18 protein-coding genes and 1 tRNA gene are annotated in these 18845 nt (G+C 61.5%); 5 read left to right on the top strand and 14 right to left on the bottom strand.

The window, feature by feature from the left end; genetic code table 11:
- Positions 1 to 141 precede the first annotated feature (141 nt).
- The 10 genes from H6B31_RS10870 to H6B31_RS10825 form a co-directional block, all read right to left on the bottom strand.
- Positions 142 to 1263, bottom strand: coding sequence for an ABC transporter ATP-binding protein (locus H6B31_RS10870; protein ID WP_204898531.1), 1122 nt, complete (start codon positions 1261 to 1263; stop codon positions 142 to 144).
- Positions 1264 to 1455: 192 nt separating this feature from the next.
- A complete protein-coding gene (gene nagA, locus H6B31_RS10865) occupies positions 1456 to 2592 on the bottom strand; it encodes an N-acetylglucosamine-6-phosphate deacetylase (protein ID WP_204898530.1) in 1137 nt (378 codons plus the stop codon).
- Positions 2583 to 3335, bottom strand: a complete 753-nt coding sequence (gene nagB / locus H6B31_RS10860) for a glucosamine-6-phosphate deaminase (RefSeq protein WP_191345648.1) — start codon at positions 3333 to 3335, stop codon at positions 2583 to 2585. Before nagB ends, nagA begins: the two co-directional genes overlap by 10 nt.
- Before the next feature lie 16 nt (positions 3336 to 3351).
- Positions 3352 to 4260 carry a dihydrodipicolinate synthase family protein gene (locus H6B31_RS10855; protein ID WP_204898529.1) on the bottom strand — a complete coding sequence of 303 codons (909 nt, stop codon included), beginning with the start codon at positions 4258 to 4260 and terminating at the stop codon, positions 3352 to 3354.
- A 68-nt stretch (positions 4261 to 4328) separates the two neighbouring features.
- Positions 4329 to 4787 (bottom strand): NanQ anomerase/TabA/YiaL family protein, encoded by a 459-nt coding sequence (locus H6B31_RS10850; protein WP_204898528.1) that lies wholly within the window; start codon positions 4785 to 4787, stop codon positions 4329 to 4331.
- A 4-nt stretch (positions 4788 to 4791) separates the two neighbouring features.
- Complete coding sequence (locus tag H6B31_RS10845; RefSeq protein ID WP_204898527.1) at positions 4792 to 5634, bottom strand: carbohydrate ABC transporter permease; 843 nt, start codon at positions 5632 to 5634, stop codon at positions 4792 to 4794.
- Positions 5635 to 5649: 15 nt separating this feature from the next.
- Positions 5650 to 6516: a carbohydrate ABC transporter permease gene (locus tag H6B31_RS10840; RefSeq protein WP_510186750.1), complete on the bottom strand. Its 867-nt coding sequence runs from the start codon at positions 6514 to 6516 to the stop codon at positions 5650 to 5652.
- Between the two features lie 206 nt (positions 6517 to 6722).
- A complete protein-coding gene (locus H6B31_RS10835) occupies positions 6723 to 8066 on the bottom strand; it encodes an ABC transporter substrate-binding protein (protein ID WP_204898525.1) in 1344 nt (447 codons plus the stop codon).
- A gap of 186 nt (positions 8067 to 8252) precedes the next feature.
- The gene (locus H6B31_RS10830) at positions 8253 to 9107 is read right to left on the bottom strand and encodes a MurR/RpiR family transcriptional regulator (RefSeq protein WP_204898524.1); all 855 of its coding nucleotides are present in this window, start codon (positions 9105 to 9107) and stop codon (positions 8253 to 8255) included.
- Positions 9108 to 9147: 40 nt separating this feature from the next.
- Positions 9148 to 10362 carry an AGE family epimerase/isomerase gene (locus H6B31_RS10825; RefSeq protein ID WP_204898523.1) on the bottom strand — a complete coding sequence of 405 codons (1215 nt, stop codon included), beginning with the start codon at positions 10360 to 10362 and terminating at the stop codon, positions 9148 to 9150.
- A gap of 200 nt (positions 10363 to 10562) precedes the next feature.
- On the opposite strand from H6B31_RS10825, the gene H6B31_RS10820 reads away from it, so the two are divergent.
- The gene (locus H6B31_RS10820) at positions 10563 to 11942 is read left to right on the top strand and encodes an ROK family protein (protein WP_204898522.1); all 1380 of its coding nucleotides are present in this window, start codon (positions 10563 to 10565) and stop codon (positions 11940 to 11942) included.
- Between the two features lie 98 nt (positions 11943 to 12040).
- Positions 12041 to 12688: a YesL family protein gene (locus H6B31_RS10815; protein ID WP_204898521.1), complete on the top strand. Its 648-nt coding sequence runs from the start codon at positions 12041 to 12043 to the stop codon at positions 12686 to 12688.
- Positions 12689 to 12833: 145 nt separating this feature from the next.
- Here H6B31_RS10815 and H6B31_RS10810 read toward each other — a convergent pair whose 3' ends face one another.
- Positions 12834 to 13871 (bottom strand): aldo/keto reductase, encoded by a 1038-nt coding sequence (locus H6B31_RS10810; RefSeq protein ID WP_204898520.1) that lies wholly within the window; start codon positions 13869 to 13871, stop codon positions 12834 to 12836.
- A 323-nt stretch (positions 13872 to 14194) separates the two neighbouring features.
- On the opposite strand from H6B31_RS10810, the gene H6B31_RS10805 reads away from it, so the two are divergent.
- The 3 genes from H6B31_RS10805 to H6B31_RS10795 all read left to right on the top strand — a co-directional run bounded on the left by H6B31_RS10805 (position 14195) and on the right by H6B31_RS10795 (position 15892).
- On the top strand, positions 14195 to 14578 hold the full coding sequence (locus tag H6B31_RS10805) for a MerR family transcriptional regulator (protein WP_204898519.1): 384 nt from the start codon (positions 14195 to 14197) through the stop codon (positions 14576 to 14578).
- Between the two features lie 15 nt (positions 14579 to 14593).
- Positions 14594 to 15262 carry a flavodoxin gene (locus tag H6B31_RS10800; RefSeq protein WP_204898518.1) on the top strand — a complete coding sequence of 223 codons (669 nt, stop codon included), beginning with the start codon at positions 14594 to 14596 and terminating at the stop codon, positions 15260 to 15262.
- Positions 15263 to 15457: 195 nt separating this feature from the next.
- Positions 15458 to 15892, top strand: a complete 435-nt coding sequence (locus H6B31_RS10795) for a cupin domain-containing protein (RefSeq protein ID WP_204898517.1) — start codon at positions 15458 to 15460, stop codon at positions 15890 to 15892.
- Between the two features lie 118 nt (positions 15893 to 16010).
- On the opposite strand, the gene H6B31_RS10790 is transcribed toward H6B31_RS10795, so the two are convergent.
- The 3 genes from H6B31_RS10790 to H6B31_RS10780 form a co-directional block, all read right to left on the bottom strand.
- The gene (locus H6B31_RS10790) at positions 16011 to 16433 is read right to left on the bottom strand and encodes a hypothetical protein (protein ID WP_204898516.1); all 423 of its coding nucleotides are present in this window, start codon (positions 16431 to 16433) and stop codon (positions 16011 to 16013) included.
- Entirely contained in the window at positions 16430 to 17950 is a 1521-nt protein-coding gene (locus H6B31_RS10785; protein WP_204898515.1) for a Y-family DNA polymerase, read from the bottom strand. The genes H6B31_RS10790 and H6B31_RS10785 overlap by 4 nt, the downstream gene beginning before the upstream one ends.
- A gap of 693 nt (positions 17951 to 18643) precedes the next feature.
- A tRNA-Gln gene (locus H6B31_RS10780) sits at positions 18644 to 18717 on the bottom strand.
- Positions 18718 to 18845: the final 128 nt, after the last annotated feature.

Genomic DNA, 18845 nt, shown 5'->3' with positions numbered 1-18845 from the left:
CCTTCACTTTTCTTTTCCCTTTTTCTTACAAAATCCCTGTTTTCATCTCTTGAAAACAGGAGTTCTTTGACAGACTGAGACCGCCGCGGCAGACAGCCGCGGCGGTCTCTCTATTGTGGGGAGCTGTCCGACAGCCCGCCCTTAGTACATCAGGTTCTTCTCGGTCTGGGGGTCAAACAGGTGGACCAGCTCCGGACGGAAGGTGAAGTGGATGTCGGTACCGTAGGGGATGCCGCTGCGGTGCTCAGCGGGCAGCTCCACGGTGGGGATGCGCAACACCACGTCCCGGCCCACGGCGTTGACATGGAGGTACACCTCGCTGCCCATCATCTCGGACACGTCCACCTTGCTGGCGATGGTGTGGCTGCCGGGGGTGATGGCAAAGGAGATGTGCTCGGGGCGGATGCCCACCACCACGGCCTGATCGCCCGCTCCCCGCTGGGACAGGCGCTCCTGGGCCTCGTCGGCCAGGACGATGGCGGCCTCGCCCACCTGGATCTGGTACTTGCCGTCCTTCTTGGACAGCTGGCCGTCAAAGAAGTTCATCTGGGGGGAGCCGATGAAGCCGGCCACGAACAGGTTGGCGGGCCGGTCAAAGACCTCCTGGGGGGTGCCGATCTGCTGGATGAAGCCGTCCTTCATGATGACGATGCGGTCGCCCAGGGTCATGGCCTCGGTCTGGTCGTGGGTGACGTAGACGAAGGTGGTGTCGATGCGCTGACGCAGCTTGATGATCTCGGCCCGCATCTGGTTGCGCAGCTTGGCGTCCAGGTTGGACAGCGGCTCGTCCATCAGGAACACCTTGGGGTCCCGGACGATGGCGCGGCCGATGGCCACGCGCTGGCGCTGGCCGCCGGACAGGGCCTTGGGCTTGCGCTCCAGATACTGGGTGATGTCCAGGATCTCGGCGGCCTCCCGCACCTTCTTGTCGATCTCCTCCTTGGGCACCTTGCGCAGCTTCAGGGCAAAGGCCATGTTCTCATACACGGTCATGTGGGGATACAGGGCGTAGCTCTGGAACACCATGGCGATGTCCCGGTCCTTGGGCTCCACGTCGTTCATCCGCTTGCCGCCGATGAGCAGGTCGCCCTCGGAGATGTCCTCCAGGCCGGCGATCATCCGCAGGGTGGTGGACTTGCCGCAGCCGGAGGGGCCTACCAATACGATGAACTCCTTGTCCGCGATCTCCAGGTTGAAGTCGTGGACGGCGGTCACCTTGTTGTCATAGATCTTCTTTACATTCTTCAGGGATACCGTTGCCATATGCGTGGACCGTAAGGGCAATGCCTCCGCAAGTACCCTCTCGTCCGGGGAGAGCGAAACTCCCCGGGCTTTACGGCAGGTCTCCACACTGCCGCACCGCCGGCCCGGCGGCTTTTTCCTCCTTTTTGACCGCTCCCCCGCCCTATGAAAATGGAGTAGAGGCGGAGGGCATGAGATTGGGGGTATGCCGGTTTATGCGCCGCGGTCCACCAGTTGGCCGCGGAAAAATACGTCTTTCAGGTTCAGGTCCCGGTCCAGAATGGCCAGATTGGCCGTCTTGCCCACATCCAGGCTGCCCAGCCGGTCAAAGACGCCCAGCACCTGGGCGGGGTTCACCGCCGCGGCCCGCACCGCGTCGTGGAGGGGGATGCCGAAGGACACCGCGCTCCTCATGCAGGCCATCAGGTCGGACACCGAGCCGGCCAGGGTGTTGGGATCGTCCGCCATGGTGGCCCGGTTGCCGTGGACCTCGATCTCCTGGCCCCCGAAGGGGTAGCGGCCGTCGGGCATACCCGTGGCCCGCAGGGAGTCGGAGATGAGGATGACCCGGCCGGCTCCAAACAGCTGGAACACCGCGCGGACCACTGAGGGGTGGATGTGCACCCCGTCGGAGATGAGCTCCACCTTCACCTGGGGGTGGTCGAAGGCCGCCCCCACCACGCCGGGAGCCCGGTGGGTGAAGGGGGGCATGGCGTTGAACAGGTGAGTGGCCTGACGGGCCCCCGCCTCATAGGCGGCGCAGGCGGTGTCGTAGTCCGCCGTAGTGTGGCCCAGGCTGACGGTGATCCCGTCCTCCTGTGCGCTCCGGATAAACTCCAGGGCGCCGGGCTGCTCGGCCGCCAGAGTGACCAGCTTCACCATGCCCTGGGCCGCCTGCTGCAGGCGGTGGAGCATGGCCGGGTCCGGGTCGTGGAGGAAGGCCTCGTTCTGGGCCCCCTTCTTGGCCTTGCACAGGAAGGGTCCCTCCAGGTGGAGGCCCACCAGCTCCGCGCCCCCGGAGGTCTTGGCCCGGTGGGCGGCGGCGTTTTCACAAATGCGGGTGAGCTGGTCCTCCCCCAGGGTCATGCCCGCCGGGCAGATCTGGGTGACGCCCCGGCTGAGCTCGTAGTCGGCCATCTTCTGGAGGCCGTCCGGGGTGGCGTCGGAGAAGTCCTCCCCCACGCAGCCGTGGAAGTGCAGGTCGGTGAGGCCGGGGATCACATAGCAGCCGGACGCGTCATAGGTCTTTCCGCCGGCGCTGCTCTGCTCCAGCTTCTCTCCGTCAAAGCACACGTCCCGGGATACGAAACCCTGTTCCAGGTCAAAGACCTGTCCGCCGGTTATCCGCATACGGGTACACCTGCCTCTTTCAGCTTGGACAGGGCGGCCGTGTCGCCCACCAGGGTCACGTCGGGGTGGAGCTGGAGGACGGAGGCGGGCACCTGGTCGGTGACCGGTCCGGTGACGGCCTTGCACACCGCGTCGGCCTTGTCCTCGCCGCTGACCACCACCAGGATGCGCCGGGCGCCCATGATGCTCTTGATGCCCATGCTCAGGGCCTGGCGGGGCACCTGGTCACGGCTCTCAAAGAACCGCTGGTTGGCGTCGATGGTGCGCTCGGACAGGCTGACCACGTGGGTGCCCAGGCCGAAGTTGTCCCCGGGCTCGTTGAAGGCGATGTGGCCGTTGTGGCCCATGCCCAGCAGCTGCAGGTCCACGCCACCCAGCTCCCGGATGAGCTGGTCATAGGCGGCGCACTCGGCGTCGGGGTCCGCGGCCAGGCCGTTGAGCACGTGGGTGTTCTCGGGCTTGATGTCGATGTGGTCGAACAGGTTCTGCTGCATGAAATAGCGGTAGCTCTGCTCGTGGGTGGGGGCCAGGCCCAGGTACTCATCCAGGTTGACGGAGCGGATGCCGGCAAAGCTCAGGTCGCCCTGCTTGTACCACTCCACCAGCTGGCTGTACAGTCCGATGGGGGTGGAGCCGGTGGCCAGGCCCAGAACTCCCTCGGGCTTCAAAACGACCTGGGCGGCGATCAGGCTGGCCGCCCGGCGGCTCATGGCGCGGTAGTCCGCGCATTCATAAATTCGCATGGAAGGGGAACTCCTCTCAGCAGTATTTGGCAATGGCGGCCTGGATCATGGCGGCGCTCTCGTCCACCACGGCCTGGTCGGCCTCGGTCAGGGCGGCCAGGGGCAGGCGCACCCCGCCGCAGTCGGGCCCGCCCTGCTTGCGCAGAATGGCCTTGATGACGGCGTACATGTTGCCCTTGGCGGAGCACATCTTATAGATGATGCGGCAGCACTCGTTCTGGATCTCTCTGGCCTGCTCCATCTTGCCCTCCAGGAACAGCTCCCGGATCTTCAGGTACAGCTCAGGCATGGCCCCGTAGGTGCCGCCGATGCCGCCGATGGCCCCGGCCGCCAGGCCGGAGAGCAGCTGCTCGTCGGGCCCGTTGAACACGATGGCCCCCTCGTCGTGGAACATCTGGATGTCCTGAACGGGCATGGAGGAGTTCTTCACGCCGACGACCCGGGGGTTCTTCAGCATCTCCTTCAGCAGGGACATGGTGAGGGCCACGCCGGCCAGCTGGGGGATGTTGTAGATGATGAAATCGGTGTTGGGGGCGGCATCGGAAATGTCGTTCCAATACTTCGCGATGGCGTGCTCCGGCAGGTGGAAGTAGATGGGGGGGATGGCAGCGATGGCGTCCACACCCTGGGCCTCCGCATGGGCGGCCAGCTCCCGGCTGTCGGCGGTGTTGTTGCAGGCCACGTGGGCGATGACGGTGAGCTTGCCCTTGGCCACGGCCATCACATTCTCCAGCACCAGCTTGCGCTCGGCCACGCTCTGGTAGATGCACTCGCCGGAGGAGCCGCCCACATAGACGCCCTTGACCCCCTTCTGGATGAAGTGCTCGGTCAGGGCCCGGACGGCGGCGGGGCTGATGTCGCCCTTCTCGTCATAGCAGGCGTAGAAAGCGGGGATGATCCCCTGATATTTGCTGAAATCCTTCATAATTCGGTCTCTCCAAGTTTCAAGATTCCCCGGCGGATCTGGGATCGCTCCGCCGGGAGGGCGGCGGTTCAGGCGTCAATACACACCTTGAACACCGCTTTACTGACAGTTTTGGGCCCGTCCACCTGCACCTTGATGCGGTGGGCGTCCCCGGGGAACACCACCAGGAACTCCCCGGGCTTGAGCACGGTGGAGTGCCAGCTCTCCCCCTGGTAGGCATAGAAGTCGTTCCCCTCCTGGGCGTCGGTGAGGTTCAGGTCCTCCGGGCGGTTCATGTCCACCCGCTCCTCCCCCTCCACCATGATGTGGATGTCCAGGTAGCGGCGGTGGGCCTCAAAGAAGCTCTCCTCCTGGGGGATGGTCTCATAAGTAAACCGGGTGCAGTACACCAGATCCCCCTTGAGCTCCACCCGCTGGTTGTCCCGGAGGGAGGCCAGGAATTCGGGGGTGATGTGCTCCAGGGCCAGGTCCAGGTTGGGGTGAATGCCCCGGTAAGCCAGGGCGTCCGCGTTCTTGGCGTAGATCATGGGCTCACCCCTTCACCGCGCCCATGGCGATGCCCTGGGTGAAGTACTTCTGGAAGGCGATAAACACGATGATAATGGGGACGGAGGCCAGAGCCGCGCCCGCCATGATGAGGCCGTAGTCCGTGGACATCTCGCCCTGCATGTTGGCGATGGCCAGAGGCAGGGTCCACTGCTCCTCGCTGATGAGCATGACCAGCTGGAGGAAGTAGTCGTTCCAGGTGTTCACGAAGGTGAAGATGGCCAGGGCTCCGATGCCCGGCTTGATCATGGGGAAGACCACGCTGAAGAAGGTGCGCAGCTCCCCGGCGCCGTCCACCCGGGCGGCCTCCAGGATCTCGGTGGGGATGCTCTCGGAGAACTGCTTCATCAGGAACACGCCGAAGGGCCAGCCCACCGTGGGCAGGATCACCGCCCACAGGGTGTCTTTCAGGTGGAGGAACGTCATCAGCTGGGCCAGGGGAATGACGATGACCTGCTTGGGCAGGGCCATGGCGCAGATGATGATGGTGAACAGGACGCCCCGGCCGATGAACCGCTTCTTGCCCAGGGCATATCCCGCCAGAGAGGCGGTGATGCAGGTGAGCAGCATGGCCGCCGCCGAGATGAAGATGATGTTGAACAGCCACAGGAAGGCGGGGTTGTCAAAGAGCTCCATGTAGTTCTCCATCGTGGGGCTCATGGGGAACCAGATGGGCTCCCGGGCGGTGATCTCCGCGTTGTTCTTAAAAGAACCGGTAATAATCCAGTACAGGGGGAACAGGAAGAACAGCACTACGGCTATCAGAATGATCACAGAGAAAATCTTATAGCCCTTGGAGGTGCCGGTCAGATCGGTTTTCTTATTCATTTGCTCGCCCCCTCCTTAATTGTCGGTCTTCGCCACTTTGAACTGGATGGCGGAGAAAATGGCGATGATGATGGCCAGCACCACGCCGATGGCGCAGGCATAGCCCAGATCGTTGAGCCGGTAGGCGGTGTCGTACACCTGGTACATGATGGTCATGGTGGAGTTCAGCGGTCCGCCGCGAGTTAACAGCTGGATCAGGGCGAAGCACTGGAAGGAGTTGATGGTGGTGATGACCAGCACATACAGGGTGGTGGGCATGATCTGGGGCCACTTGATCTTCCAGAACACCTGGAGCTTGGTGGCGCCGTCCACCTGGGCCGCCTCGATGAGGGACTGGTCCACGTTGCCCAGGGCCGCCACATACAGCACGATGGGCTGACCGATGGAGGTGGTGAACAGGATCAGGATGATAAACCAGATGGCGGTTTTCTGGTTGCCCAGCCAGTCAAAGCCGGAGGTTCCGGCCACCTGGTTGAGGATGCCGTTGTAGGGGTCCAGAATCCACTTCCACACCACGGTAATGGCCACCGAGCCGGTGACCACCGGCAGGTAGAACACGCACCGAAAGAAGGACCGGGGGATGGCGTGCATCTTGTAGATGGCGGAGCTCACCCACAGGGAGAAAGCGGTGACGGTGGGCACCGCCACCACCACGATGAGCACCGTGTTCATAAAGCCCTTGTGGAAGATGGGGTCCTGGAACAGCTTGACGTAGTTTTCCAAACCGGCAAAGCCCTTCACGCCGCCCAGGCCATACTCCGTGAAGCTGTAAAACACGCAGATGAACATGGGGACGACCACGAAGGTCACAAAGAAGATGAGGCTGGGGATCAGAAAGCAGTAGGCGGAGATGGTCTCACGCCGGATCAGCGCCTTGCTCATGCCGGAATAGGGGGACTGCTTTTGCTTTTTCGGCTTCCCCTGAGCGGGGGCCGCCGCGCTGGTTTGCGCCATAGATGTCTCCTCCCTTTTTTAGGGTATTTTCTTCCTCACACACGTCAGACAGGGGAGAAAAAAGGATGTGCCCGCCCCCTCTCACGAAGGGAGCGGGCACATGAGTGCATGATATTTTCGGTTGAACCGGATGGTTACGCGATGTTGGCGTTGGCCTGCTCCACGAAGCTGTCGGCCGCGGTCTGCACGTCGGCGCCGGTGGTCAGGATCTCAGCCAGCATGGGCCACCACAGGGCGCGCTGCTCGGTCCAGCCGCCGGTCAGGTTGTAGTAGCGGCCCAGGTAGTCGCTCATCAGAGCGAAGGGAGCGCGCAGGTCGGCGTCGGCGTCACCGGCGTACACATCGCCCCAGTCGGCGTGGACGGGGAAGAAGCCGGTGGTCTTCACGGCCTCGGTGCCCACGGTCTGGTCGTTGCACACGAAGTCGATGAAGGTCTTGGCGGCCTCGATCTTCGCCTCGTCGCCCTTGTCGAACACGCCGAAGCCGTAGGGGCCGGCCATCTCCAGCTCGGGCTGGCTGTCGTCAGAGGGGAAGGCCATGGCGAAGGGGGTGAACTGGGTCTGCTCCGCATACTGAGTGTAGTTGGAGTAGTTCCAGCAGAAGGTGACGGCGCAGGTCTGGTTGGCGAAGGCCTGCAGCTCGTCCGCAGCGGCGTAGCTGGCGTTGGCGGACAGGGAGCCCTCGTTCACCATCTCCTGCAGCAGGGTCAGGGCCTTCACGTTGTTGGCGCTGTTGGCGTTGTAGGAGGTGCCGTCGTCATTCACGTAGTAGTCGGAGTACAGGTTGTTCACCAGAGCGCGGGTGCCCTGGTCGCCGCCCTGGGCGCCGCAGTAGACGATGCCGGGGGTGGCCACGGAGACGGTGCCGTTGTCCATAGCGGTCTTGATGGCCTCCATGGCGGCCACGAAGTCGTCGGTGGACCAGGTGCGGGTCTCCTCGTCGATGTACTGGAGGGCGCCGGCGGCCTCGAAGACCTCATAGTTGATGGCCATGCAGTGGGCGGCCACGCTCAGGGGGTACATGTAGTAGGTGCCGTCCAGCTGAGAGACGCTGGAGATGCCCTCGGCGATGTCGGAGCCGCTCTCGGTCCACAGGTCGCTCAGGTCCACCATCAGGCCCTCACGGGCGTAGTTGCCCACGATGCGCTCGGGGCCCTCGAAGATGATGTCGGGGCCGCTGCCGGAGGTGATGGCGGAGGTCAGCTTCTGGTCGCCGTCCTGATAGTTGATGGGAGTCACGTTCACGGTGATGTCGGGGTGCTGCTCATTAAACGCTGCGAGGATGGTGTCCCAGTTGGAGGCCTCAGTGAAGCCGCCGATGTTGAAGGCCCACAGGTCCAGAGTGACAGCGCTGCCGTCGGCGGAGCCGGAAGAGCCGGACGAGCCGGAGCCGCTCGTACCGCCGTTGCCGCCGCAGGCGGCCAGACCGAGGGTCATGCCCGCGGCCAGCAGGAATGCAAGAGGTCTTTTCATGTTCATATTGGTTCCTCCTTCATTTTTCATAAAATCGATGTTTGTGACTCCATCACCGTTGTATGGATTGTATAATTTTAATCGAGGTTTGTCAATATGATTTTTAAAAAAATTTTACGCATGACTTACATTCAGAAACTTTTCTTCAAAATCTCCAATTTCTGGCGGATTTACCTCAAAATCCAGCCCCTCTCAGATGTGCTTGTCGGAGAGGGCCTCAGCCACCACCTGCCGGATGGCGGCACACTGGTCCGGGTGCCGGCGGCACACCTCGTGAAAGAGCACGTCGGTGAGATAGAGCTGGGCCACCCGGGCGGCCACCGAGCCCACCTGGAGCGGTCCCTCCTTGGAGCCGCACTGGAGCACCACGTGGGCATAGGAGGCCCCGGGAGATTTGGGAAACCGGGTGATCAGGATGACCTTGGCCTTCCGCTCCCAGACGATCTTCAGGTTTTTCAGCAGCTCCTCGGTGGAGCCGGAGTAGGAGTAGTAGAGCACCGCGTCCTTGTCCGTCAGATGGGAGCAGGCGATGGCCTGCAGGTGGGAGTCCATCACCGCATGGTAGTTGGGCAGGCTGGTGCTGAACAGGTGGGCGCACTCCTGGGCCAGGAGCATGGACCCCCCCTGTCCCATACACAGCACCTTATCCGCCGAGGAGAGGATGTCCGCCGCCCGGCGGATGTCGTCGGGCCGGATCAGCTCCAGGGTCTGGGCCATGGCGTCCCGGTCGATGACGTAGAGCTTCTGGCTCAGCTCCTCAATGGTGTCCTCCGGCGTGATCTCGCTCTCCGGCGGGGGGGCGTCCACCCGTCCAGCGGTGGAGTTGGCGATGGCCAGCTTGAAGGCGTTGTAGCCCTTGTAGTCCAGCCGGCGGCAGAAGCGGGAGATGGTGGCCTCCGCCACGCCGCACTCCTCCGACAGCTCGGAGATGGACATGAACTGGGTCTTCTGCTGGTGGGCCACCACATAGTCGGCCACCCGCTTCTCCGCGCCGGTGAGCTGATAGTATTCACTGTTGATCTTTTCAAAGACATTTCCAAAAGGCATGCCGGTCTCCTTTTACACGGGTCGCACTGCGGAACGGGGCTCAGGCCTGCTTGGCCAGGATCTGGTCCAGCATCTGGTCGCACATGATGAGCATGCGGGGCAGGTGGAAGGGGCCCTTGAAGGTGCTGCCTTTGCAGGCAGGCATGGTGGGCTTGCCGTCCCGGCGGAGATAGCCGTACCAGTCGCCGAACTCCGGATCGGAGAAGTGCTCCTTGCAGTAGTCCATGGTCCGCTCAAACCAGGTGAGGTACTTCTCATCCCCGGTGTCCCGGAAGATCATCAGGCTGGCGATCATGGTCTCGTCGTGGGGCCACCACAGCTTCATGTCGTGCTCGTAGGCCTCGGGGGGACGGCCCAGGCAGTCGATAAAGTAGAGCAGGCCGCCGTACTCATAGTCCCAACCGGCGTTGATAGCCTGGTCAAAGATCTTCATGGCGATCTCGTGCTGCTTCTTGTCCCCCTTCCGGTTGGCGTCCTCCATGAGGAACCAGGAGCACTCGATGTCGTGGCCGGGGTTGACCACCCGGCCCTCGGTCACATCCAGGCGGGGGGTGCCGTCCAGGTCCACGCTCTCCAGGGTGCAGCCCAGCTCGGGCTTGTAGTGGTACTGGAAGATCTCATCCACGCACTTCTGGGCCCGCTCATTGTAGAGGGCCTCCTGCTCCGGGTCCACCCGGCGCAGCACGGAGGTGATGTTCAGGTAGATCATGGGGTTGGCCAGAGCCCGGCCGGACCGGGTCTCGGGAATGGTCTTAGGACCCATGCCGGTGGGGTCGTCGATCAGGCCCTGGTTCAGGTTCCAGATCAGGTCATAGGCCCGGCGGGCCCGCTCCAGGCACTCCTTCTCCCCGGTCACGCCGTAGTATTCCGCGTTGGCGATGGCATAAAACCCCTCGGAGAAGCAGTAGCGGCGCTGGCGCAGGGGCTTGCCGTCGCCGGTGACGGTGAAGTACATGCGGTCGCCCGCCTGGCGGTTAATGCAGTACTTCTCCATGAAGTCCAGGCAGCTCTTGCTGGCCTCCAGCCACTCCTCCTTCACCCCGTACACATGGCACAGGTAGGCGAAGGTCCAGGCGCACCGGCCCTGCATCCACACGCTCTTATCGGTGGAGAACACCTTTCCCTCCCGGTCCAGGCAGGTGTATACGCCGCCGTGCACCGGGTCCATTCCATTCTTCAGCCAGAAGCGGATGCTCCGCTCCAGTTCCTCCTTGATCCACTTCTGATGGCTCTGCAGCCGGACAGACAGATCCATATTCATTCCACCTTTCCAAATCTGGGGGGAAATGCTCCCCCTGCTGCCTCCATCATACCCGTCCGGTTTCTCCCCGTCAATAGATAGTCAGAAAATAATTTTCAATTTTATGAAAATATGCTTGACAGATCAAAAAAAGCTGATAGTCTATATAGGAAGATACCCTGTGTATTTCCTACAAAAACGGGAGGGTTCATACAATGAAGCACCTTGGAATTGAAGTCTCGGTGAAACATGTGCCGGAGCTGGACCCCGGCTTTCTTCCTCTGGGCAAGTTCAACGCGGCCTTTCTGAAGGACGCCAAGCAGCCCCTGGACGTGGCGGTGGAGCGGGCCGGCGGCGAGGTGGCCGTCTATAAGACCTTTATCCACGGCACCCCGGAGATGGCTGAGGCCGACATCTACTATGTGGACCGGCTCATCAAAATGCTCCTGTGGATGAAGGGCGGCTTCAAGGTCTACCTCAGCGGCAGCAAGGCCGTCTATGAGACCATGAAGGCCACCTACTGCGTGGGCGGCAAGCGGGCCTTTGACGCTGATTTCATGTCCAACGTGTACGAGAAGCCCTTCGAGGTGGTGTACTGCGACCAGGTGCCCGCCGAGAAGAGCAATCCCCAGGCGGTGGGCCGCCACCTGGGCGGCTGCCGCATCGGCTTTGACGCGGGCGGCTCCGACCGGAAGGTGTCCGCCGTCATCGACGGAGAGCCCGTCTTCTCCGAGGAGGTGGTGTGGTTCCCCAAGACCACCGCCGACCCGGACTACCACTATGAGGGGATCGTCTCCGCCCTGAAGTCCGCCGCGGCCCACATGCCCCGGGTGGATGCGGTGGGCGTGTCCTCCGCCGGCATCTACATTGAGAACCGCACCATGGTGGCCTCCCTGTTCCTGAAGGTCCCCAAGGACCTGTTTGACGCCAAGGTGAAGGACATCTACATCCGGGCCATCAAAGACACCTTCGGAGATGTGCCCTATGTGGTGGCCAACGACGGCGACGTGTCCGCCCTGGCCGGCGCCATGAGCCTGGAGGAGAACAACATCCTGGGCATCGCCATGGGCACCAGCGAGGCAGTGGGCTACGTGGACCAGAACGGCAACATCACCGGCTGGCTCAATGAGCTGGCCTTCGCCCCGGTGGACGTGTCCCCCAGCGCCATGGAGGACGAGTGGTCCGGGGACATCGGCTGCGGCGTGAAGTACTTCTCCCAGGACTCCGTCATCAAGCTGGCCCCCGCCGCCGGCATCAACCTGTCCGCGGACCTCTCCCCCGCCGAGAAGCTCAAGGAGGTCCAGAAGCTCATGGAGGTCCCCGGCTCCCCCGCCGAGGCTATCTACCGCTCCATCGGCGTGTACCTGGGCCACTCCCTGGCTCTGTACCACCACTTCTACGGCTTCAAGCACGTGCTGCTCCTGGGCCGGGTCATGTCCGGCCGTGGCGGCGACATCATCCTGGACGTGTGCAAGCAGGTTCTGGCCGACGAGTACCCCGAGGTGGCCGGCAAGATCAACCCCACTCTGCCCGACGAGAAGGCCCGCCGTGTGGGCCAGAGCGTGGCCGCCGCCTCTCTGCCTGAGCTGAACTGATCGTTCCGTCTCACACCGCATCCCAATTTTAAGCAAGTAAAACCCTACGCGGGCCCGGCGAGGAATCGCCGGGCCCGCCGTCGAAAGGAGGCCCCGCTATGGCCATCTTCAACCCGGAAAACAGCATCTGGCGCGTCACCGGAAAGCTGGTGGACCTGATGATCCTCAGCGTGTTCTGGCTGGCCTGCTCCCTGCCTGTGGTCACCCTGGGACCGGCCAGCGCCGCCCTCTACCATACGGTGGTGCAGTGCATTCGGGGCAACCGCAGGGACAGCTGGACTCTGTTTTTCCGCACCTTCCGGGACAACCTGAAGGTGGGGGTTCTGACCACGCTGGTGGTGCTGGCGGTGGGGGCGGCCCTGCTCTTTCTCCACGGCCTGGCCTATCAGATGGCCGCGGCGGGGACCGCCGAGTCGGTCTTTTATCTGTGCTACACCTTTCTCCTTCTGCTCCCCCTGGGGGTGGCCTGCTACCTGTTTCCGGTGCTCTCCCGGTTCACCTTCGGCGTGGGGGGGCTGCTGTCCAACTGCGCCCGGCTGGCCATCGTCCACCTGCCCTCCACCCTGGCCATGGCCCTGGAGCTCTACCTGGCTCTGGAACTGCTCCTGCGTATCCCCTTCATCGCCCTGGTGTCCTTTTCCGGCGTCACCGCCCTGTTCCAGTCCCTTTTCCTGGAGCGTATCTTCGCTCCCTATATCCGCGCTCAGCTGGGGGCGGATGAGGAAGGGGAGAACTCGGACCGCTGACAGACAGCTGTCCGGGGCCTCTCCCGCAGCTGCCTGACGGGCCGCTCCTCATTCACCCCCGCTCAAAACACAAACAGGCACCTGGAATTCCGTCACGGATTCCAGGTGCCTGCTGCATTTCTGTGTTCTTATGTGGGTTCCAGCGTCAAATTTTCTGGCTGCCTGTGGACCACACATGGTCCGCTTTGGCTGCTGTGGCAGTATTCTGGGCCATAACTCCCACCAGGGGATGGGGCACATAGGGCTCCTCCAGCCAGGCACACTCCTCCGGAGAGAGAACCAAATCCACGGCTTTAGCCGCCCCCTCGATGTGGTGCAGCTTGGTGGCCCCCACCACCGGGGCGGCAACCTTGGTAAGCAGCCACGCCAGGGAGACCTCCGTCATGGACACCCCGTGGCGGTCCGCCAATTCCGCCACCCGCCGGATGATGGGGGCGTCCGCGTCGGCGGTCCCTTCGTATTTCAGCCGGGCATAGTCGTCCTCCATCAGCCGTTTGGAGGTCTCTCCGGGGCGCTTGGAGAGCCGTCCTCCCGCCAGGGCGCTGTACGGCGTCATGGCGATGTTCTCCTGGCGGCAGAAGGGGGCCATCTCCCGCTCTTCCTCCCGGAAAATCAAATTGTAGTGCCCCTGCACGGAGACAAACTTGGCAAACCCCTCCCGGTCGGCCAGATCGTTCGCCCGGCACAGCTGCCAGGCAAAACAGTTGGAAATGCCGATATAGCGGGTCTTCCCCTCCTTCACCATCTGGTTCAAACCGTCCAGAATATCATAGAGGGGCGTCTGGTAGTCCCACATATGGTAAATATACAGATCCACATGGTCCATTCCCAGGTTTTTCAGGCTCTTTTCCAGCATGGTCCGGATATGCTGCTGACCGGTAACCCCCGCGGCAATCTCCTCGTTGGTGCGGGGGAGAAATTTGGTGGCCACCACCACCTCGTCCCGTTTTGCAAAATCCCGGAGGGCCCGGCCCAGGTACTGCTCGCTGGTGCCGGACTGATAGGCAATGGCGGTGTCGAAAAAGTTGACTCCCAGTTCCAGGCCACGCCGGATGATCTCACGGCTGTGCTTCTCATCCACCGTCCAGCTGTGCTGTCCATGGGCTGCGTCGCCAAACCCCATGCACCCCATGCAGATCCGAGAGACTGTCAGATCAGAATTTCCCAGCTTGGTATAGTTCATATTCGCTTCCTCCTGTTCTGATCTCTGATCTTAGGATAGCCCCGTCTCTCCAAAATCACAAATACCTGTTTTCTATCCTCAACCATAGCTGAAATGTATTTTTTGTGCCGGGAAGCTGGCCGGTAAGGCCGCCGAACACCGTGTATTGATCCCCCCGCCCAAGCAGGTGCGGCGGAGCCTGCGGCAGTGCGAAAGTTCCGCCTCAAATATTCAGAATAGGCATTTCTCTGCATGCAGCATAAGTATTTTACATTCTTCTTTTTCCACTTTAAAATGTAGATATCCAAATCGGATCCCTGCATTTTTTGATAGGAAGTGACGAGATGACCATTGAGGAGGCCAGCAGGCAGTACCACATCCCCATGAAAATCCTCAGAGAATATGAGAGCTGGGGGCTGTGCGGCGCGGTCAAGAAGGTCATGGGCGCCTGGCAGTACGACGACACCGACATTGAGCGGCTGAGCACCATCCTGACCCTCCACGACATCGGATTCACCTCCCGGGAGGTGGAGACCTATATGCGTCTGCTGCTGGAGCAGGAGGGCGATCACCGGGCCCGCCTCAGGATGCTGGATCAAAAGCGCCAGGCCACCCTGGACGACATCCATTTCCGGGAAAAACAGCTGGAGCGATTGGATTACCTGCGCTACGAACTGCGAAAGCAGACGGATGAGGCTGAACGGCGGACCGCCCCGCCGGCAAGATAAAAGGAGGAATTTCCTGTGAACAAATTGCTATCCGCACTGTTGACGCTGGCCATGGTCCTCTCCCTGAACGCCTGTGGAGGCGGCGTCTCCGGCAGCTCCCAGAGCGGCCCGTCCGGCAGCGGCAGCCTTTCCATCCCCGACACGCCTGCGCAGGACGCGCCTTCCGAATCTTCGGAGGAACCCGCCGCCTCCAATGAGGCGGATGCCGGCCCCGTCCTTGTGGCCTATTTTTCCGCCACCGGCAACACCGAGAGCGTCGCGGAGCGGCTTCAGACCGTTTTGAACGCCGACCTCTATGAAATCGTTCCAGCGGAGCCATACAGCGATGCGGATCTGAACTACGGCGATTCCGGCTGCCGGGCCAATCAGGAGCAGGACGACCCCGGCGCCCGCCCCGCCATCAGCGGAGGCGTGGAGAATATGGCGGACTATCAGGTGATCTTTCTGGGCTATCCCATCTGGTGGGGAGACGCGCCCAGGATCATCTCCACCTTCCTGGAGAGCTATGACTTTTCCGGAAAAACTCTGGTTCCCTTCTGCACCTCCGGGGGCAGCGGCATCAGGGCAAGCCAGGACAATTTGGCGGCGCTGACCGGGGATGCCCAGTGGCTGGAGGGGACGCGGTTCAATCCCGGCGTGTCCCAGGATGAGCTTTCCGATTGGGTAGACGGTCTGGGCCTTTGAGGTGAAGGGAAGGCATCTCCCATGCCTCAGCCGCCCAGATCCCCCCTTAGCCGCGGCTTTGGCCGCCCCTCTGCCCACCGCGGCGCCGCCGTCCCGTCACCCCCTCGTCAGGTATCCCAGGTTTTTGGCCCTGACGCTTCCCCATCCGGAAGCATTGCACAGATCATCAAACCATATAGGAGGTATAATAGTTGTATGAAAATCATGGATCAAACCGCGTTTGAAGCGCAGAACGTGTTCGGCCTTGGCGCCCCCAACGACGCCTACGCCCAGTACTTTACCGGCCAGTCCTTCCTCCGCCCTCTGACAAAGCCGGAGGACGGTCTGTTTCTGGCCAATGTCACCTTCGAGCCGGGCTGCCGGAACAACTGGCACATCCACCATGCCATCAAGGGCGGTGGGCAGCTGCTCATCTGCACCGCCGGTGAGGGCTGGTACCAAGAGGCCGGAAAGGAAGCCGTGAGTCTGACGCCCGGCACCGTAATCGTCATTCCCGCGGAAGTCAAACACTGGCACGGAGCAAAAAAAGACTCTTGGTTCAGCCACATCGCCATTGAGATGCCCGGCGAAGGCTGCTCCAATGAGTGGTGCGAACCGGTGAGCGGGGAGGACTATAACAAGTTGGGCTGAATCAAAGGTTTCCGCCGCTCCGGTACCGATGGTGACGGAACTATTTTTCAAACAGTTTTTTCGACAGCCTGAGGGGCGCGCCAGATGGCGCGCCCCTGTTTGAGTCTTTACTTCCCGTTTAAAGCCGCTTGGGGATGCAGTCACTCTCCACCCCCACCACATCATCCAGGAGAATTTTTGTCCCATCCGTCAGCACCAGCATCCGTCGGACCTCATCCACTCGTTTCAGCCGCCCGGAGGTAGTGCGGTAGGCCCCACCGTCCTTCCGCTCGTCCGGCTGGAACCAGGTAACCGTGATTTCCGGCTGTTCCGCAATATGCTCCAGCAGAACCGCCTGCCTCCGGTCCAGCTCCGCCTTGGTGTCCTCGTCCAGCTCCATCTTCTGATCCGTCAGGCGAGCAGTCTCCGCGATGACCCCCGCGTGGCCGCTGAGGGCGGCGAAGGGACTGAAGATGGCGGCCCGCTCCGAGATGGGCATTCGCGGGTGTCTGGCGGAGGTGGGATGGGGCAGGTGGAGCATATCGTCGTACCTCCCGCTCATGCCTGATGCCCTCCAATCGTCTGATTCCGCTCCCGTGCGGTGGCGCCCTCCTCCAGATTCATCCCCTTGAGGATGGCGTTCTTACCATACCGCTTTTTGATCCCCAGCATGGCCTCCTGGAGCTTCCGCTCTCTGATGTGGGCAGCTTTATCTGCCTGCTCCTGCTTTTCTTTGGTAGTATAATCAGTAAATAGGTCCAGCTGCTCCGCCGGCTCCTCCTTTGAGACGCTGGTCTCGTCCAGCAGCTTGTTGGCGCTGATGCTCAGGCGGCGGATCAGCAGGTTTTTGTCCACAATGCGGTCATAGAGGGCCGTCACAGCTTTCAGCAGATCATTGGCGGAGGAGGTATAGGGAAAATTCTCCGTCCCCACCGCGTGCTTGGGGATCTTCCGCCCATAGCGGTCAGCGGTGACAGGGCCCTTGTACTGGGCGGCGCGGCTGGGGTCGTCCAGGTTTTCCCGGTCATAGCCCACGGTGAGGACCAGCTGGTTGGTCGTTAACCCCTTGTCCACCAGGTCCAGGGCCAGAGCGTCCGCCATCTCCCGCACCACCAGGCGGGCTTTCTGGAAGTCATACGGGCACTGGAGCACCTGGCCGGAGACGATGCTCTTATTTTCCGGCTTGTACGCTTTCGCGTCCGCGATGGTACAGGGCTCCCAGCCCCAGGCGTGGTCGATCAGAATCTCCGCGTTGATGCCAAACAGCTTATAGAGCAGTTCCTCGTTGTGGTACTCTCCGGGTGTTCCGATGGAGCACCGAGCCACGTCCCCCATGGTGTACATCCCATGGGCCTCCAGTTTCGTCGCATAACCCTTGCCCACCCGCCAGAAGTCGGTGAGGGGCCGGTGACTCCACAGCAGCCGCCGGTAGGTCATCTCGCTGAGCTTGGCGATGCGCACCCCGTCCTTGTCCGGGTGGACGTGCTTGGCCACGATATCCATGGCCACCTTGGCCAAATATAGGTTGGTGCCCATGCCCGCCGCCGCGGTGATGCCGGTTGTCTTTAAAATGTCCAGAATGATGGTCCGGGTCAGCTCCCGGGCGGTCATCTGATAGGTGTCCAGGTAGTTGGTCAGGTCCATAAACACCTCGTCGATGGAGTAGGGATAGATGTCCTCCGGGGCCACATATTTCAGATAGACACTGTAGATCTTGGTGCTCCAGTGGATATAGTGGGCCATCCGGGGTGGAGCCACAATGTAGTCCAGGGCCAGAGCGGGATTCTTCTGCACCGACCGATCGTGCCAGGAGGAGCCGGTGAACTGATGGCCGGGGGCGCACCACTTCCGCCGGGCGTTCACCTCCGCCACCTTCTGCACCACCTCAAAGAGCCGGGCGCGGCCCGCGATGCCGTAGGCTTTCAGGGAGGGGGAGACGGCCAGGCAGATGGTCTTGTCCGTGCGGCGTTTGTCCGCCACCACCAGATTGGTGGTCATGGGGTCCAGACCTCGCTCCACGCACTCTACACTGGCGTAAAATGATTTCAGGTCACAGCAGACATAGGTCCGCTCCTTCATGCTCCCTCACCTCCTGATTTTAGGATACCACGGGTGCAGTCCCGCTATTGGGACCGCCCCCAAATGGAGCCCAGCGTCTCTGGTGCGGTCTCCAGGAAATTCTTCTGCCCCGTTTCATTTTTCCATAAGCCGCGTGCCGTTTTCAACGCTCCACCGGAACCTCTCTGTCTCTCTTGCATTGCTTTGATTATAGCACATCTGTTCTAAAATTTCTACTGCGGCATTTCAGATCGTGGCGGAACAGCCTTGCTTCTCTGTTCCCAGCCTCTCCAGGGGAGCCTGCTCTAAAAACATAAAGAGACGCCGGTCTATTGCCGACGTCTCTTTTGTGCAGAGCGCGTTACAGAAGGGCGGCTTCGCCGCCCTGAGCATTCAAATCACGAAGGGTGGAGCCGCTCTTTGTGCGGCGGAACCCAAAGCAAAAAGGCAACTGCTTTCGCAGTTGCCTTTTTGCTTTGGCAAGTCACTACAATCTAGATATTTAAAATTTTGAATCAGCTGTCTTAAATCTTGTCCTACGGCCCTTCTGGGCCGCGCCGCTTTTGCGGCGTTCGAGCGTTTTGCCGCAGGCAAAACCTCGGCGGAAGGGCGGCTTCGCCGCCCTGAGCATTCTAATGCCGAAGGGTGGAGGCCGCCCTCTGGCGGCCGGAACCCAAAACAAAAGGCAACTGCTTTCGCAGTTGCCTTTTGTTTTGGCAGCGGGAGAAGGATTCGAACCCTCACAAACAGAGTCAGAGTCTGTCGTGCTACCCTTACACAATCCCGCTATTTTTTGTTTTTTCTTCCGCCCTCTCGCGAGGACAGGTGCTATTATACGCAAGGCCAGCGGAAATGTCAATAGTTTTTTCAAAATTTTTTGACAAAAATTTTCACGCCTCAAACAGGCCGAAAAGAT

It is taken from the genome of Pseudoflavonifractor capillosus (genome assembly GCF_016899775.1).
Taxonomy (GTDB): Bacteria; Bacillota; Clostridia; order Oscillospirales; family Oscillospiraceae; genus Lawsonibacter.
The sequence above is the reverse complement of the archived record's forward strand: the minus strand, read 5'-3'. Positions and strand labels throughout refer to the sequence as shown.

What these genes read in the sequence shown, in the direction of transcription:
- H6B31_RS10870 (WP_204898531.1), bottom strand. Translation starts at nt 1,263, where the DNA reads ATGGCAACGGTATCCCTGAAGAATGTAAAGAAGATCTATGACAACAAG.
- nagB (WP_191345648.1), bottom strand. Translation starts at nt 3,335, where the DNA reads ATGCGAATTTATGAATGCGCGGACTACCGCGCCATGAGCCGCCGGGCG.
- nagA (WP_204898530.1), bottom strand. Translation starts at nt 2,592, where the DNA reads ATGCGGATAACCGGCGGACAGGTCTTTGACCTGGAACAGGGTTTCGTA.
- H6B31_RS10810 (WP_204898520.1), bottom strand. Translation starts at nt 13,871, where the DNA reads ATGAACTATACCAAGCTGGGAAATTCTGATCTGACAGTCTCTCGGATC.
- H6B31_RS10835 (WP_204898525.1), bottom strand. Translation starts at nt 8,066, where the DNA reads ATGAACATGAAAAGACCTCTTGCATTCCTGCTGGCCGCGGGCATGACC.
- H6B31_RS10805 (WP_204898519.1), top strand. Translation starts at nt 14,195, where the DNA reads ATGACCATTGAGGAGGCCAGCAGGCAGTACCACATCCCCATGAAAATC.
- H6B31_RS10790 (WP_204898516.1), bottom strand. Translation starts at nt 16,433, where the DNA reads ATGAGCGGGAGGTACGACGATATGCTCCACCTGCCCCATCCCACCTCC.
- H6B31_RS10845 (WP_204898527.1), bottom strand. Translation starts at nt 5,634, where the DNA reads ATGAATAAGAAAACCGATCTGACCGGCACCTCCAAGGGCTATAAGATT.
- H6B31_RS10785 (WP_204898515.1), bottom strand. Translation starts at nt 17,950, where the DNA reads ATGAAGGAGCGGACCTATGTCTGCTGTGACCTGAAATCATTTTACGCC.
- H6B31_RS10850 (WP_204898528.1), bottom strand. Translation starts at nt 4,787, where the DNA reads ATGATCTACGCCAAGAACGCGGACGCCCTGGCTTACCGGGGCATTCAC.
- H6B31_RS10840 (WP_510186750.1), bottom strand. Translation starts at nt 6,516, where the DNA reads ATGAGCAAGGCGCTGATCCGGCGTGAGACCATCTCCGCCTACTGCTTT.
- H6B31_RS10855 (WP_204898529.1), bottom strand. Translation starts at nt 4,260, where the DNA reads ATGAAGGATTTCAGCAAATATCAGGGGATCATCCCCGCTTTCTACGCC.
- H6B31_RS10820 (WP_204898522.1), top strand. Translation starts at nt 10,563, where the DNA reads ATGAAGCACCTTGGAATTGAAGTCTCGGTGAAACATGTGCCGGAGCTG.
- H6B31_RS10795 (WP_204898517.1), top strand. Translation starts at nt 15,458, where the DNA reads ATGAAAATCATGGATCAAACCGCGTTTGAAGCGCAGAACGTGTTCGGC.
- H6B31_RS10830 (WP_204898524.1), bottom strand. Translation starts at nt 9,107, where the DNA reads ATGCCTTTTGGAAATGTCTTTGAAAAGATCAACAGTGAATACTATCAG.
- H6B31_RS10815 (WP_204898521.1), top strand. Translation starts at nt 12,041, where the DNA reads ATGGCCATCTTCAACCCGGAAAACAGCATCTGGCGCGTCACCGGAAAG.
- H6B31_RS10825 (WP_204898523.1), bottom strand. Translation starts at nt 10,362, where the DNA reads ATGGATCTGTCTGTCCGGCTGCAGAGCCATCAGAAGTGGATCAAGGAG.